Here is a 13,395-nt window from a genome sequence, read left to right on the forward strand (position 1 = left end):
GGCGCCATGGCGACGCCCGATCCCCAGCCCTCACGCCCGCGCCAAGCGCGCCGGGGCCGCGATTTCATCGCCCGGCACGGCGAGACGGTGTTCAATCGGATCGGCAAGATCCAGGGCGACCGGATCGACCTGCACACCCCCCTCACCCGCCGGGGTTTCGCCCAGGCCGAGGCGATCGGCCAGGTTCTGCACGCACGGTTGGGCCGGGCACCCGCGCTCACCCTATGGTCCTCGCCCACCGGCCGCGCACTTCAGACGTTGGCGGTGATCGCGGAGCATATCGCGGTCGACTGGCACGCGACCAACCATGATCCGCGCCTGATCGAACTCGGCTTCGGCAGTTGGAGCGGACAGATTTCCGCCGATCTGGCGGCGGTGCATGGGCTCATCGTCCATCCGCACGGCATGGCGGTGGGCGCACCCGATGGAGAGAGCTATGCCGCCATGGCGGCGCGCCTGTCGGCATGGCTGGCGGATACCCAGGATGATGACGGCGACCGGTTGATCCTGATGCACGGCCTGTCGAGTCGGGTGCTGCGCGGGCTGATGCTGGACCTGCCCGACGATGCGCATTGCGGCGTGCCGGTGGCCGAGCGACTGCCGCAAGGGTCGATCGTGATGATCGCGGGCGGCCGCGAGACGCTGATCCACCGCCCCTCGCCATGAAGCGCCTTTTCCTGATCCTGGCGCTGATTGCCGGTCCGGCGTTCGCGCGCGAGACGATCGGCATCTACAAGGGCTGGGGCGCGTTTCGCGACCCCGATCGCTGCTACGCCATCGCCAAGCCGGTGCTGGCGAACGGGCGGACCGGCGGTTTCGCCAGCGTCGGGACCTGGCCCGCCAGGCGACTGCGCGAGTCCTTCCACCTGCATCTGACCATCCCCCGCGACCGGGCGGCGGCGGTGACGCTGGTCATCGGCGAGCGGCGCTTTCCGCTGGTCGGCACGGCCCAGGACGTCTGGGCGCCCGATGCCGCGACCGACCATGCGCTGGTCATGGCGATGCGATCGGGCCGCAGCATGAGCGTGTCGGCGGTCGACACCCGCCGTCGCCCCTTCGCCGATACCTATGCGCTGGCGGGCGCGGCCGCCGCGATCGACGCCGCGACGCTGGCCTGTGTGACGGGGCCTGTGTGACGGGGAATGCCGATTGACTGCCTTGCTCCCCTCCGGGGGAGCGTGAAGCGATCCGCGTCGAGCCAGTGGTATTAGGCGCGATTCTGCGCTATGGGCGAGCCCATGCAGACAGTTTCGGCCGCCCCCATGCCCATCCCCGGGCACATCGATCCCGTGCCCGTGCCGCGCGGCGTGCAACCGCGCCCCGATGGCCGGGTCGACCTGATCGGCCTGACCAAGGACCAGCTTCGCGAGGCGTTGCTGTCGGCGGGCATGGAGTTGAAGCAGGCCAAGCTGCGCTCGAAGCAGATCTGGCACTGGCTGTACAATCGCGGCGCGACTCGCTTCGCCGACATGACTGACATCTCCAAGGCGCAGCATCCCTGGCTGGAGGATCGCTTCGTCATCGGCCGCCCCGATGTGGTCGAGGCACAGGTGTCGAACGACGGCACGCGCAAATGGCTGCTCCGCTCGCCCGACGGGCAGGATTACGAGATGGTGTTCATCCCCGACGCCGATCGGGGAACCTTGTGCGTGTCGAGCCAGGTCGGCTGCACGCTCAACTGCCGCTTCTGCCACACCGGCACGATGCGGCTGGTCCGCAACCTGACCGCCGGCGAGATCGTCGGGCAGGTGATGCTGGCGCGCGACTCGCTCGGCGAATGGCCCAGCCAGCCCGAGGGGCGGATGCTGACCAACATCGTCATGATGGGCATGGGTGAGCCGCTCTATAATTTCGATGCGGTGCGCGATGCGTTGAAGCTGGTGATGGACGGCGACGGGCTGGCGCTGTCCAAGCGGCGCATCACCCTCTCGACCAGCGGCGTGGTGCCGATGATGGCGCGCGCGGGCGAAGAGATCGGCGTGAACCTCGCCGTCTCGCTCCATGCGGTGACCAAGGACGTGCGCGACGAGATCGTGCCGCTCAACAAGAAATACGGCATCGAGGAACTGCTTCAGGCCTGTGCCGACTATCCCGGCGCCAACAATGCCCGGCGCATCACCTTCGAATATGTGATGCTGAAGGACAAGAACGACTCGGACGCCGATGCCCACGAGCTGGTCCGGCTGCTGCGCCAGTACAAGCTGCCCGCCAAGGTGAACCTGATCCCGTTCAACCCCTGGCCCGGCGCGGATTACGAATGTTCGACCCCGGAGCGAATTCGCCGCTTTTCGGACATCGTGTTCGAGGGTGGCATCTCCGCGCCCGTCCGCACCCCGCGCGGGCGCGACATCGATGCGGCCTGCGGTCAGCTCAAGACCGCCGCCGAGAAGAAGAGCCGTGCGCAGCTCGACCGCGAGGCGGAAGAGAAGTTCGCGGCGCTGGGGTGACCTTTTTCCTCCCCTGTAAGGGGAGGTGGCAGGCCGTCAGGCCTGACGGAGGGGTGTCGCGCTATCGAGAGGGAGTGGCAGGCTGGATTGCCCCCGGCAATCCTCAACCCCGCGGGGCGGGTTTGACCTGCCACTCCCCTCCGCCATGCGTCGCATGGCCCCCCTCCCCTTGCAGGGGAGGAATGCCCAAGTGCTTGCCCCCCGGCTTCGGCTGAGGCACGGAAGCCCCGCACCATGCGTTACCCCGCCCGATGATCGACTGGACCTTCCTCGCCCTCGCCGCCGCCGGGGGCTTTGTCGGTGGTGCGATGAATGCGCTGGCGGGCGGGGGCAGTTTTTCGACCATGCCGACACTGATCGCGCTCGGCCTGCCCTCCACCATCGCCAACGCCACCTCGAACGTCGCGCTGCAACCCGCCGCGATGGCCAGCGTCTGGGCTTATCGCCATGGGCTGGAGCCGGTGATGGGGGTGTCGATGCGGCGGATGGCGACGATCACCTTCATGTTCGCGCTGTTGGGCAGCGTGCTGCTGTTCCTGACGCCGCCGCGCGCCTTCGACCTGATCGTGCCCTGGTTGCTGCTGACCGCGACGATCGCGATCGCGGGAGGACGCCACGCCTCGGACTGGCTGGCGCGGATCGCCCGTCCGGGCCCGCGCGCACTGATGGCGGCGCAGGCGGTGCTAGGCGTCTATGGCGGCTATTTCGGCGGCGGCATCGGCATGATGCTGACCGCCGCCTGGGGGCTGCTGTCAGGACGCAACCCGGCCCAACTGGCCGCGCCCCGGACGTTGATGCTGGCGACCGCCAATGCGGCGGCGACCCTGGTCTTCATCGCCACCGGCATGGTCGCCTGGGCCCAATGCCTGCCGATGCTGGCAGGCGGCGTGCTGGGCGGGTGGAGCGGTGCCCTGATCGGGCGCAGACTGCCCGCCGGGCTGATCCGGGGGTGGACGCTGCTGCTGACGACGGTGACGACGGCGGTGTTCTTCTGGCGGGGTTATGCCTGACCGGCGATGCGCTCGGACGGTGACGCGGCCTCCGCTTCCAGCGCCGCCACCAGCGCCCGGATCGCGATTTCCTCGCGGCGCAGCCACTGGGTGATCTCGAAGCGCAGCGCGGCGCTGTCATGGCGATAGCTGGACCAGTCCTTGACGATCGCCTCGGTCGGCCAGCGCGACACGAAACCGGATATGCGCTGGCGATAGGCGGGCATGTCAGCCTGCAACGCCAGCCAGGCGGCCCCGCCAGGCGTATGCGCCAGCCGTTCGGCAAGCGGACTCGCCGTTTTCATGGACCAGGCGGCGCGTTGCCGGCTGGCGTTGGAGATCAGCCAGCGGCTTCGGCTGATTGCGGTGATATCGGGTGCGGGCGCGTTACACAAAGCGCGGTGTTCGGTCATGACGCGCGTCAACGCGGCGCGCATGTCGTGCCATTCGAACAGCATTGGGGTGCCTTTCGACAAAATCGGATTGTCTGCCTTATCGCCCCATCGGATCCCCACCCGGGCGATATGGACTATGGAAATCTGGTCGCGGCAGGGTCGGCCCACCCCCGGCCGTCCTGCATCGTCACGCCTGGGCAATCGCCGCAGCCGTGATCATCGCCCTCATGCTATCGGATCATCGAACGCCTCCCGGTTCGGCGGGCCTTCTGACGCGATAATCTAAATTAACTTTTAATGGAAAAATGCGGCCGGACCGCGAGGCCCCGCTCTAATCCGGCCGTCGCATCTCGAACCGCGCCGCCTCGGTCACCTCGAAATAATCCACCGGCCCGCCGCCGCGCAGGATGGGGCGGGCACGGGCGGTCTGGTAGATGCCGTTTTCGATCATCTCGGCGGCGATATGGATGCCCACCGCCTCGCCGATGACGAGCCACTGATCGAGTTCGCGCCCTTCCTTCGTCTCCAGCCGGATCAACTGGGTCAGGCGGCACTCGAACGACACCGGGCTGTCGGCGACGCGCGGGGCGGCGATCAGGCGACCGTCCTCCGCCGTCACGCCGGCGAGAGTGAATTCGTCGATCTCCGCCCCCACGGCGGCGGCGCTGGCGTTCATCGACTCCGCCAAGGCCATGGTGGCGAGGTTCCAGGTGAAGACCTTGGTCTCGGCGATATTGGCGACCGAATCCTTCCATCCCTGCGATGAAAAGCCGATCAGCGGCGGACGGTAGTTGAAGACGTTGAAAAAGCTGTAAGGTGCCAGATTGTTGACGCCCGCGACCGACCGGCTGCCGATCCAGCCAATGGGTCGGGGGGAGACGATCGCGTTCAAGGGATCATGCGCCAGTCCATGGCCGTTGACGGGTTCGTAGAAGTGCCAATCGTGGATCATGAATCGGGTCGCCGAAAAGGAGTGTGGATGGAAGCGCCAACGTCGCAAGAGCCTGAAAGACTCCGGAGCGTGTCGGTCGTCCGCCGTCACGGATTGGTGACGCGGCTGTGGCACTGGGTCAATGCGGTGGCGGTGCTGATCCTGCTGGGGTCGGGCCTGGGGATCTCCAATGCGCATCCCCGGCTCTATTGGGGCCGCTATGGCGCCAATTTCGATCCGGCTTGGTGGAGCCTGCCGCATTTCCCGAGCTGGATCACGATTCCCGCGCGGTACAATCTGGCGATCTCGCGGCGCTGGCACCTGTTCTTCGCGCTGGTGCTGGGCTTCGGACTGCTCGCCTATATGATCGGCGGCCTGCTGACCCGGCATTTCCAGCGCGACCTGCGCATCCGGGCGCGCGAACTGGGGCCCGCGTCGCTCTGGACCGATCTGAAGCGGCATCTGGCCTTTCGCTTCCATGACGAGAAGGATCCGCGTGCCTATAACCTGTTCCAGAAGCTGAGTTATGCGATGGTGCTGTTCGTCGCCCTGCCGCTCGCCATCCTGACCGGGATCGCGCTGTCGCCCGGCATGAACGCCGCCTGGCCCTGGGTGCTCGAAATATTGGGCGGGCGGCAGTCGGCGCGGTCGATCCACTTCATCACCGCCTGCGCGCTGGCGCTGTTCACCATCGTCCATCTGGTGCTCGTCATCCTGGCGGGCGCGGGAAACGAGGTGCGATCGATGATCACCGGCCGTTGGAGGATACCCGAATGATTCGGCGTCGGACCATCCTGACGGGCGGCGCGGGGCTGCTCCTCGCGGGCTGCGACAAGATCATCGAGCAACCGACCGCGCGCAAAATCCTGTTCGCGGGCGAGGATATGCAGAAAGGGTTGCAACGCGCGCTGACGAACCGGGGGGCGCTGGCCCCCGAATATCGCCGCGACCAGATGTCGCCCTATTTCCGGACCAACGGCACGCGCCATCCGGGCACGCCCGAATATGGCGCGCTGCTGTCCAACCGTTTCGAGGATTGGCGGTTGAAGGGCGGCGGGCTGGGCGGCACCCCCCTTTCCCTCTCGCTTCGGCAGATCGGCGAATTCCCCGTGCGCCGCCAGATCACCCGCCACGACTGTGTCGAGGGGTGGAGCGCGATCGGCGAGTGGATGGGTCCGATGCTGGGCAATATCCTGAAGGCCGCGAATATCAGCAGCCGGGCGCGCTATGTCGTCTTCACCTGCGCCGATCTCTATGGCGGCCAGCCCTATTACGAATCGCTCGACCTGATCGACGCCTTTCACCCGCAGACGATCCTGGCCTGGGGGATGAACGGGCGGATGCTGGATGTCGGCCACGGCGCCCCCCTGCGCCTGCGGGTGGAGCGGCAACTGGGGTACAAGCACGCCAAATACCTGATGCGGATCGATGCGGTCGAAACTCTATCCAACATAGGTTTGGGCAAGGGCGGTTATTGGGAAGACCATGTCGATTATGACTGGTATGCCGGGATTTAAGGCACTAGTCGGTGCCATATGGCGCTGATCGATCTCTTTCTGTCGCGCGCGGTCCGCAAGGGCCGCCTGACCCTCACCCATCATGACGGCACGGTCCGCGAATTCGGTACGTCCGAACCGGGCTATCCCGATGTCGCGATCCGCTTCACCGATGCGCGGGTCGCCGGGCAGATCGTCCGCAACCCCGCGCTGGCGGCCGGCGAGTCCTTCATGGACGGCCGCCTGGTCGTCGAGAAGGGCGACGTCCGCGATCTGGTCGAACTGCTAACCGCCAACGACAAATGGGAAGCGGGCCGTGCCAATCTCAACCCGTCCCGGCTGGTGCGGGCGGCGGGCGCAATCAAGCATCGGATCGACCGGATCAACATGGAGCGCCGGTCGAAGAAGAATGTCGCCCATCACTACGACCTGTCGGGCACGCTGTACGAACTCTTCCTTGACACCGACAAGCAATATAGCTGCGCCTATTTCACCGACCCGGCCAATGATCTGGAGCGGGCACAGCGCGACAAGAAGGCGCATATCGCCGCCAAGCTGGCGATCGAGCCGGGGATGAAGGTGCTCGACATCGGCTGCGGCTGGGGGGGCATGGCGCTATATCTGCACCAGATGTGCGGGGCCGAAGTGCTGGGCGTCACCCTGTCCGAGGAGCAGTTGAAGGTCGCGCGGGCGCGGGCGGCGGCACTGGGCGTCGCCGACAAGGTGAAGTTCGAACTGATCGACTATCGCCGGGTGGAAGGACGGTTCGACCGCATCGTCTCGGTGGGCATGTTCGAGCATGTCGGGCCGCCGCAATATCGCACCTTCTTCCGCAAATGCCGCGACCTGTTGACCGAGGACGGCGTGATGCTGCTCCACACGATCGGGCGGCTGAGCGGGCCGGGCGTCACCGACGACTGGACGACCAAATATATCTTCCCCGGCGGCTATAACCCCGCTTTGTCGGAGATCGTGCGCGCGCAGGAAGGGTTGCGCATGTTCCTGACCGATGTCGAGGTGCTGCGCTGCCATTATGGTTGGACGCTCGACATCTGGTACGACCGGACGGTGGCGGCGAAGGACCGGATCGTCGCGCTCTATGACGAGCGCTTCTATCGCATGTGGCTGTTCTATCTCGCAGGCGCGGGCGCGGCGTTCCGCAATGGCGGGCTGTGCAACTATCAGGTGCAGCTGACGCGCGGGCGGATGTCGGTGCCGGTGACGCGCGACTATATGTACGAGGGCGAACGGGCGTTGCGGGACTGAGCCGACCATTCCCCCCCTTGCGAGGAGGAAAACATGGCATTCACGCCCGCAGGCGTCGAATATCCAGCACATCGACGCCCGCCAGCATCACCGGGCCGAAACGTCCCTCGACCTCGGCGACGATGCCCTCGGCGGTCGAGCGGATCCGTGTCCAGGGAAGTTCGCGCACCTCGATCCGGCGACCGCGCAGCTTGATCGCGGCGACCCGGCCATCGGCCGCCACCGCCAGCGCGCCCTGCCCGTCCGCACCGACCACCGCCCCCGCCACGGCAAAGCCCGACAGCGCGGCCTCGGCAGCGGCGGCCACCTCTTCGGGCGAGCCGACCCGGCGGTCGCGGCGGCGCAGGAGCAGCCAGCCGATCGCGACGATGCCCAGCACCACGCCGGCGCCTACGCTGCCCAGCGCCCATCCTGACAGCGCGCCGGTGATCGGCAGGGTCATCCCCGCGCGCCTGCCAGCGTTTCCAGCGTGGGACGCAGGCCGGACAGGTCATATCCCGCCCCTTCGGCCTGCATCACGATCAGCTCGGGATTGCGCCCGGCCTTCGCCGCCGCCAGCGCCCACAAATTGCAGCTCCGCGTGCCCGACCGGCAATAGGCCAGCACCGGCCCCTTGGCCTCGACCAGCGCCTGGGTCATCTGGTCGACCATCTCGTGGCTGAAGCCGCCGGGGGTCACGGGAATGGCGGTATAGGCCAGCCCCTGATCCTCGGCCGCCGCGCGAATCGAATCGCCGGTCGGCTGGCCGGGCTCCTCATGGTCGGGGCGGTTGTTGACGATGGCCGAATAGCCCGCCGCCTTGATCGCGGCGACATCCTCTGGCCGGATCTGGGGGGCGACGGCGACGCTTTCATTGATTGGGCGGATCATGCCATTCACCTATTCAATGGGCCGTTTCACCGCAACCGGTGCGAGGCCCCATCGCGACGAAAAGACATGATCGGGGATGCCCAGCCACCGATGGCGCGGAACAACAGGCGCGGCGCCACGTCTGGCATGCAGCTAGTTTATCGTCGAGGATGCCCGCCCCATGCCGTTGATCGATCGCCGCCAGGGTCTCTGGGGTCTGGCCGCCCTGGGCGCGGCCACCGCGCTGCCGCTGGCCTGGCGTCGGGCGCAGGCGGCGGCGACCGGCCCCGCGACGCTGGCGGTGGTGGAAAAAGGGGCCGGGCGCGTCGCCTTCTACAGCCTGCCCGATGGCCGCCGTACCGGCACCGTCGCGCTGGGGCCGCAGCCGCACGAGATGGTGGCCGATCCGGCAGGTCGCTTCGCCTATGTCGGCGGCTATGGCGTGAAGGGCTGGCAGTTCGGCGGCGATGGCGGCCATCAGCTTTGGGTCATCGACCTGGCGAATCGCAAGCTGGCGCGCACCATCGACCTGTCGCCGCATCGCCGCTGGCACGGGATGCGGATGGACGCCCGGGGACGGCTTTACGCCCTGTCCGAGAGTGACAGCCTGCTTGCCCGGTTCGATCAGCCTGCCACCGCCGAAAGCCCCGACCGGATGATCCCGGTCGGCGGCGCGCGCAGCCATTATTTCGTGGTGAAGGGCGATGGCAGCCGCGCCTATATCGCCGACACGATGAGCGGCATGGTCATCATGGTGAATCCCGACGATGCCAGCTTCGCCCCCGTGAAGCAGCATATCGGCACCGCGCCCGAAGGACTGGCGCTCAGCCCGGACGAACGGACGCTTTATGTCATCGATCGCCCGGCCGGGGTGCTCCACGCGCTCGACGCGATCACGCTCCAGCCGCGCGCCCGCACCACCCTTCGCGGCGAGGCGGTGCGGGTGATCGTCCAGCCCGATGGCCGCCTGATCGTGTCCAATAGCAAGGACAAGAGCCTGACCCGCCATTCCCCCGCGACCCTGGCCGAGGAGGCGCGACTGCCGCTGCCCGCCGCCGCGCCGGGGCTGAACCTGCCCGCCGGGGCCTCGACCATTTACGCGGCCCTGGAGGATGACCGGATCGCGATGATCGATCTGGCGACCTGGCGAATCACCGGCGGCTTTGCGACTGGCGACGCGCCCGACACGGCGGTTCTTCTGTAATGGCGACTGGGCTTTGCCTATCCTGCGCTTTACGGTAGCGATGCGGCGATGGCTGCCAAAATCTCCTGCGATGTCGCGATCATTGGCGCAGGCCTGGCCGGTGGCCTGATCGCGCTGGCGCTCAAGGCGCGCCACCCCTCGCTCGACGTGCGCCTCGTCGACGCGGGCGAGACGATCGGCGGCAACCATATCTGGTCGTTTTTCGGCAGCGACGTGACCAAGGATGATCGCTGGATCGTCGAGCGGCTCGTCGCCCATGGCTGGCGTGCCTATGACGTGGCCTTCCCGGCCCATTCGCGCACGCTCAACCAGACCTATTACTCGATCGAAAGCCACCGCCTCGACGCCGAGGTGCGGCGCGTCCTGCCCCCGCAGGCGCTGATCCTGGGCCGCAAGGTGCTGGCCGTGTCGGCGACTGCCGCCGTCTTCGCCGATGGCGATCGGGTGGAGGCGACCGGGGTGATCGACGCGCGCGGCGCGGGCGACCTGTCCTCGCTGTCCTGCGGATGGCAGAAATTCGTCGGCCAGGAACTTCGCCTGGACCGTCCGCATGGCAGCGAGCGGCCGGTGGTGATGGATGCGACCGTCAAGCAACTCGACGGCTATCGCTTCGTCTACACCCTGCCCTTTGCCGAGGATCGGATCTTCGTCGAGGATACCTATTACTCCACCTCGTCCGAACTGAACCGCCGCGCCATCGTGCAGCGAATCGAACGCTATGCCGAGGCGCGCGACTGGCAGACCGCGGAGGTGGTGCGCGAGGAAGCGGGCGTGTTGCCGGTCGCGATGGGCGGCGATTTCGACGGTTACTGGCGCAGCGGCGGGGCGAAGACGCCCAAGGCCGGGATGCGCGCCGGGCTGTTCCACCCGACCACCGGCTATTCGCTGCCCGATGCGATCCGCATGGCGGCGATGCTGGCCCGGCGGCGCGATTTCGCCGGGTCCGACCTGCACGATGCGACCTATCGCATGGCGCGCGACGCCTGGGATGCGCGCGGCTTTTATCGTATGCTCGACACGATGTTGTTCAAGGCGGCAGAGCCCGATGAGCGATACCGCGTGCTCGAGCGTTTCTATCGACTTGCGCCCGACCTGATCGGGCGATTCTATGCGGGGCAATCCACCATGGCCGACAAGGCACGAATTTTGACCGGGCGACCGCCGGTGCCGATCCTGCGCGCCATTGCCGCGCTGCGAGGTCGGTCATGAAGAGCGCGGTCGTCATCGGATCGGGCTTTGGCGGGCTCGCCCTGGCCATCCGCCTGCAATCGGCGGGCGTGCAGACCACCATCGTCGAGGCGCGGGACAAGCCCGGCGGGCGTGCTTATTATTGGGAACGCGACGGCTTCACCTTCGATGCCGGACCCACCGTCATCACCGATCCCGCCTGTCTGGAAGAGCTTTGGGGCCTGACCGGGCGCAGCATGTCGGAGGATGTGCAACTCGATCCGGTGACGCCCTTCTACCGGCTCAACTGGGTCGACGGGACCAATTTCGACTATAGCAACGACGATACCCAGCTCCGTTCCGAGATCGCCAAGCTGAACCCGGACGACATTGGGGGCTATGGCAAGTTCCTCGACTATGCGGCGGGGGTGTATCGGGAGGGTTACGAAAAGCTCGGCCATGTCGCGTTCCTCGACTTCGCGTCGATGATCAAGGCCGCGCCGTCGCTGATGAAGTATCAGGCGTGGAATTCGGTCTACGCCATGGTCTCCAAATTCGTGCAGTCGGAAAAGCTGCGCCAGGCGCTGTCCTTCCACACACTGCTGGTCGGCGGCAATCCGATGACGACCAGCGCCATCTATGCGCTGATCCACAAGCTGGAGCGCGACGGCGGCGTGTGGTTCGCGCGCGGCGGCACCAACCGGCTGGTCGCCGGGATGGTCGCGCAGTTCGAGCGGATCGGCGGCGTGCTGCGGCTGGGCGATCCGGTCACCCGGATCGAGACGCTGGGCGACCGCGCGACCGGCGTGGTGACGAAGAGCGGCCTGACCATCCAGGCGGATGCGGTGGCGACCAATGCCGACATCATGCACAGCTATCGCGACCTGCTGGCCGACAATCGCTCGGCCCGCCGGACGGTCAATGCGCTGGAGCGCAAGCGCTATTCGCCGTCGCTGTTCGTCGTCCATTTCGGGATCAAGGGCGCATGGCCGGGCATTCCGCACCACATGATCCTCTTCGGCCCGCGCTATAAGGGCCTGCTGACCGACATTTACGACACCGGCGTGCTCTCGGAGGATTTCTCGCTCTATCTCCACCACCCGACCGTCACCGATCCCAGCCTGGCGCCCGAGGGGCATTCGACCTTCTATGCGCTGGCCCCCGTGCCGCACATGGGCAAGTTCCCGATGAACTGGGACGAGGTCGGGCCGATCCTGGAAAAGCGCATCCTGGACGAAGTGGGTCGCCGCCTGATCCCCGACATCCACGATCGGATCGTCACCAAATTCCATTATGCGCCATCGGACTTCGCCACCGACCTGAACGCGCATATGGGCTCGGCCTTCTCGCTCGAGCCGATCCTGACGCAGAGCGCCTATTTTCGGGTGCACAATCGCGACGATTCGATCCCGAACCTGTATTTCGTCGGCGCGGGCACCCATCCGGGCGCAGGGATTCCCGGCGTGGTCGGCAGCGCCAAGGCGACGGCGGCGCTGATGCTGGAGCGGAAGTAACCCGCCTCCGTTCAGCCTGAGCATAGTCGAAGGCCATGGGATGACTCGGCAGAGCACCCATGGGTGAGCGCAGCGCGTAGCCTTCGACTTCGCTCGGGTTGAATGGAGGGCGGGCAATCCGGCCTCTATTTAGCCTTTTCCCTAATTAGCCTTTATGCTAAACACCGGATATGGACCCGGTGTTCGAAGCCCTTGCCCATCCCACGCGCCGCCGCATCCTGGAGATGCTGCGTGGCGGGGGTATGTCCGCCGGTGCGATTGCCGATGCCTTCAACGTGTCCCGCCCCACCATGTCGGCGCATTTCGCCAAGCTGAAGGCCGCTGGCCTGATCCAGGCGGAGCAGCAGGGGACCAGCATATTCTACACGCTCAACCTGTCGATGCTGGAGCAGGTGCTGATGGGTTTCATGACCCGGCTGGGCGTGGGCGAAGACGATAGCAAGGGAGCGAAATCATGTCCTTCCGTCCGTTGATCGTCGCGTCCGCCATAGTGGCGGGGGGCATGGCGACGGTGTCCGCGTTGGCGCTGACGCAGGTCGCGCCGGGCACGTTGCTGCCGACGCACTGGAACGCCGCCGGGCAGGCCGATCGCTTCACCGAGCCGGGCTATGCGCTGTTCCTGCCGGTGGTGCTGGTCATCATCCTGTCCGCGGTCTTGGCCAGCCTGCCCCGGATCGAGCCACTGCAACGCGATCTGGAGGGTAGTGCACCGCTGCTCCGTACCGTCTGGGCGGGATTGCTGGCCCTGTTCATCGGGGTCGAGGCGATGGTTGCGGGCCCCGTGCTGGGCTGGGCGCCGTCCCCCACCCTGATTCCGATCGCGCTGGGCCTGTTCCTGATCGCGGTCGGCAATATGCTGCCCAAGTCGCGGCCTGGCTTCTTCGTCGGCATCCGTACGCCCTGGACGATCATCGACACCGACACCTGGATCGCAACCCACCGCCTGGGCGGATGGTTGTTCGCGGTGGCGGGTGCGGTCGTCGCCCTGAGCGCCTTGCTGCCGATCGGTGACGATAGCAAGACGCGGCTCGCGCTGACGGCGCTGCTCGGGGCCACACTGGTCCCGATCGTCTTCTCCTATGTCCATTGGCGCATGAGACGCCCGCACTGATCCGATGGTGAGCGGCGATGACGGCC

The 13,395-nt window shown here is 66.7% G+C and carries 16 protein-coding genes; 12 read left to right on the top strand and 4 right to left on the bottom strand.

Going from position 1 to position 13,395, the window contains the following annotated elements; all coding sequences use genetic code 11:
• The first annotated feature begins 6 nt into the window (after positions 1-6).
• The 4 genes from ACWPWT_RS02845 to ACWPWT_RS02860 all read left to right on the top strand — a co-directional run bounded on the left by ACWPWT_RS02845 (position 7) and on the right by ACWPWT_RS02860 (position 3,457).
• Entirely contained in the window at positions 7-666 is a 660-nt protein-coding gene (locus ACWPWT_RS02845) for a histidine phosphatase family protein (RefSeq protein ID WP_454278475.1), read from the top strand.
• Positions 663-1,136: an invasion associated locus B family protein gene (locus ACWPWT_RS02850; protein ID WP_454278476.1), complete on the top strand. Its 474-nt coding sequence runs from the start codon at positions 663-665 to the stop codon at positions 1,134-1,136. Before ACWPWT_RS02845 ends, ACWPWT_RS02850 begins: the two co-directional genes overlap by 4 nt.
• A gap of 102 nt (positions 1,137-1,238) precedes the next feature.
• Positions 1,239-2,447 (top strand): 23S rRNA (adenine(2503)-C(2))-methyltransferase RlmN, encoded by a 1,209-nt coding sequence (gene rlmN, locus ACWPWT_RS02855; protein WP_454278477.1) that lies wholly within the window; start codon positions 1,239-1,241, stop codon positions 2,445-2,447.
• Positions 2,448-2,698: 251 nt separating this feature from the next.
• Positions 2,699-3,457 (top strand): sulfite exporter TauE/SafE family protein, encoded by a 759-nt coding sequence (locus ACWPWT_RS02860; RefSeq protein WP_261270262.1) that lies wholly within the window; start codon positions 2,699-2,701, stop codon positions 3,455-3,457.
• On the opposite strand, the gene ACWPWT_RS02865 is transcribed toward ACWPWT_RS02860, so the two are convergent.
• Positions 3,448-3,894, bottom strand: coding sequence for a hypothetical protein (locus ACWPWT_RS02865; RefSeq protein WP_454278478.1), 447 nt, complete (start codon positions 3,892-3,894; stop codon positions 3,448-3,450). The two genes, ACWPWT_RS02860 and ACWPWT_RS02865, sit on opposite strands and share 10 nt — an antisense overlap.
• 268 nt (positions 3,895-4,162) lie before the next feature.
• Entirely contained in the window at positions 4,163-4,783 is a 621-nt protein-coding gene (locus ACWPWT_RS02870) for a flavin reductase family protein (protein WP_454278479.1), read from the bottom strand.
• A gap of 27 nt (positions 4,784-4,810) precedes the next feature.
• On the opposite strand from ACWPWT_RS02870, the gene ACWPWT_RS02875 reads away from it, so the two are divergent.
• The 3 genes from ACWPWT_RS02875 to ACWPWT_RS02885 are packed head-to-tail and all read left to right on the top strand — an operon-like array spanning position 4,811 to position 7,524.
• Positions 4,811-5,539, top strand: a complete 729-nt coding sequence (locus ACWPWT_RS02875) for a cytochrome b/b6 domain-containing protein (RefSeq protein WP_454278480.1) — start codon at positions 4,811-4,813, stop codon at positions 5,537-5,539.
• On the top strand, positions 5,536-6,279 hold the full coding sequence (locus tag ACWPWT_RS02880; protein WP_454278481.1) for a molybdopterin-dependent oxidoreductase: 744 nt from the start codon (positions 5,536-5,538) through the stop codon (positions 6,277-6,279). The genes ACWPWT_RS02875 and ACWPWT_RS02880 overlap by 4 nt, the downstream gene beginning before the upstream one ends.
• An 18-nt stretch (positions 6,280-6,297) precedes the next feature.
• Positions 6,298-7,524 (top strand): class I SAM-dependent methyltransferase, encoded by a 1,227-nt coding sequence (locus tag ACWPWT_RS02885; RefSeq protein ID WP_454278482.1) that lies wholly within the window; start codon positions 6,298-6,300, stop codon positions 7,522-7,524.
• 40 nt (positions 7,525-7,564) lie between these two features.
• Here the strand turns inward: ACWPWT_RS02885 and ACWPWT_RS02890 are convergent, their stop codons facing one another.
• Both ACWPWT_RS02890 and ACWPWT_RS02895 read right to left on the bottom strand, forming a co-directional pair.
• Positions 7,565-7,966: a hypothetical protein gene (locus ACWPWT_RS02890; RefSeq protein WP_454278483.1), complete on the bottom strand. Its 402-nt coding sequence runs from the start codon at positions 7,964-7,966 to the stop codon at positions 7,565-7,567.
• A complete protein-coding gene (locus tag ACWPWT_RS02895) occupies positions 7,963-8,394 on the bottom strand; it encodes a TIGR01244 family sulfur transferase (RefSeq protein WP_261270255.1) in 432 nt (143 codons plus the stop codon). The genes ACWPWT_RS02890 and ACWPWT_RS02895 overlap by 4 nt, the downstream gene beginning before the upstream one ends.
• 160 nt (positions 8,395-8,554) lie before the next feature.
• On the opposite strand from ACWPWT_RS02895, the gene ACWPWT_RS02900 reads away from it, so the two are divergent.
• The 5 genes from ACWPWT_RS02900 (at position 8,555) to ACWPWT_RS02920 (ending at position 13,369) form a co-directional block, all read left to right on the top strand.
• A complete protein-coding gene (locus ACWPWT_RS02900; protein ID WP_261270254.1) occupies positions 8,555-9,577 on the top strand; it encodes a YncE family protein in 1,023 nt (340 codons plus the stop codon).
• A 48-nt stretch (positions 9,578-9,625) separates the two neighbouring features.
• Entirely contained in the window at positions 9,626-10,786 is a 1,161-nt protein-coding gene (gene crtY, locus ACWPWT_RS02905; RefSeq protein ID WP_454278484.1) for a lycopene beta-cyclase CrtY, read from the top strand.
• Positions 10,783-12,258: a phytoene desaturase gene (locus tag ACWPWT_RS02910; protein WP_454278485.1), complete on the top strand. Its 1,476-nt coding sequence runs from the start codon at positions 10,783-10,785 to the stop codon at positions 12,256-12,258. Before crtY ends, ACWPWT_RS02910 begins: the two co-directional genes overlap by 4 nt.
• 170 nt (positions 12,259-12,428) lie before the next feature.
• On the top strand, positions 12,429-12,731 hold the full coding sequence (locus ACWPWT_RS02915; RefSeq protein WP_261270251.1) for a metalloregulator ArsR/SmtB family transcription factor: 303 nt from the start codon (positions 12,429-12,431) through the stop codon (positions 12,729-12,731).
• Positions 12,713-13,369, top strand: a complete 657-nt coding sequence (locus tag ACWPWT_RS02920; protein ID WP_454278486.1) for an SdpI family protein — start codon at positions 12,713-12,715, stop codon at positions 13,367-13,369. The genes ACWPWT_RS02915 and ACWPWT_RS02920 overlap by 19 nt, the downstream gene beginning before the upstream one ends.
• Positions 13,370-13,395: the final 26 nt, after the last annotated feature.

This window comes from Sphingomonas sp. Marseille-Q8236, assembly GCF_965112005.1.

Coding starts and splice junctions, on each gene's coding strand:
- ACWPWT_RS02845 (WP_454278475.1), top strand. CDS start 7: ATGGCGACGCCCGATCCCCAGCCCTCACGCCCGCGCCAAGCGCGCCGG.
- ACWPWT_RS02850 (WP_454278476.1), top strand. CDS start 663: ATGAAGCGCCTTTTCCTGATCCTGGCGCTGATTGCCGGTCCGGCGTTC.
- rlmN (WP_454278477.1), top strand. CDS start 1,239: ATGCAGACAGTTTCGGCCGCCCCCATGCCCATCCCCGGGCACATCGAT.
- ACWPWT_RS02860 (WP_261270262.1), top strand. CDS start 2,699: ATGATCGACTGGACCTTCCTCGCCCTCGCCGCCGCCGGGGGCTTTGTC.
- ACWPWT_RS02865 (WP_454278478.1), bottom strand. CDS start 3,894: ATGCTGTTCGAATGGCACGACATGCGCGCCGCGTTGACGCGCGTCATG.
- ACWPWT_RS02870 (WP_454278479.1), bottom strand. CDS start 4,783: ATGATCCACGATTGGCACTTCTACGAACCCGTCAACGGCCATGGACTG.
- ACWPWT_RS02875 (WP_454278480.1), top strand. CDS start 4,811: ATGGAAGCGCCAACGTCGCAAGAGCCTGAAAGACTCCGGAGCGTGTCG.
- ACWPWT_RS02880 (WP_454278481.1), top strand. CDS start 5,536: ATGATTCGGCGTCGGACCATCCTGACGGGCGGCGCGGGGCTGCTCCTC.
- ACWPWT_RS02885 (WP_454278482.1), top strand. CDS start 6,298: ATGGCGCTGATCGATCTCTTTCTGTCGCGCGCGGTCCGCAAGGGCCGC.
- ACWPWT_RS02890 (WP_454278483.1), bottom strand. CDS start 7,966: ATGACCCTGCCGATCACCGGCGCGCTGTCAGGATGGGCGCTGGGCAGC.
- ACWPWT_RS02895 (WP_261270255.1), bottom strand. CDS start 8,394: ATGATCCGCCCAATCAATGAAAGCGTCGCCGTCGCCCCCCAGATCCGG.
- ACWPWT_RS02900 (WP_261270254.1), top strand. CDS start 8,555: ATGCCGTTGATCGATCGCCGCCAGGGTCTCTGGGGTCTGGCCGCCCTG.
- crtY (WP_454278484.1), top strand. CDS start 9,626: ATGGCTGCCAAAATCTCCTGCGATGTCGCGATCATTGGCGCAGGCCTG.
- ACWPWT_RS02910 (WP_454278485.1), top strand. CDS start 10,783: ATGAAGAGCGCGGTCGTCATCGGATCGGGCTTTGGCGGGCTCGCCCTG.
- ACWPWT_RS02915 (WP_261270251.1), top strand. CDS start 12,429: ATGGACCCGGTGTTCGAAGCCCTTGCCCATCCCACGCGCCGCCGCATC.
- ACWPWT_RS02920 (WP_454278486.1), top strand. CDS start 12,713: ATGTCCTTCCGTCCGTTGATCGTCGCGTCCGCCATAGTGGCGGGGGGC.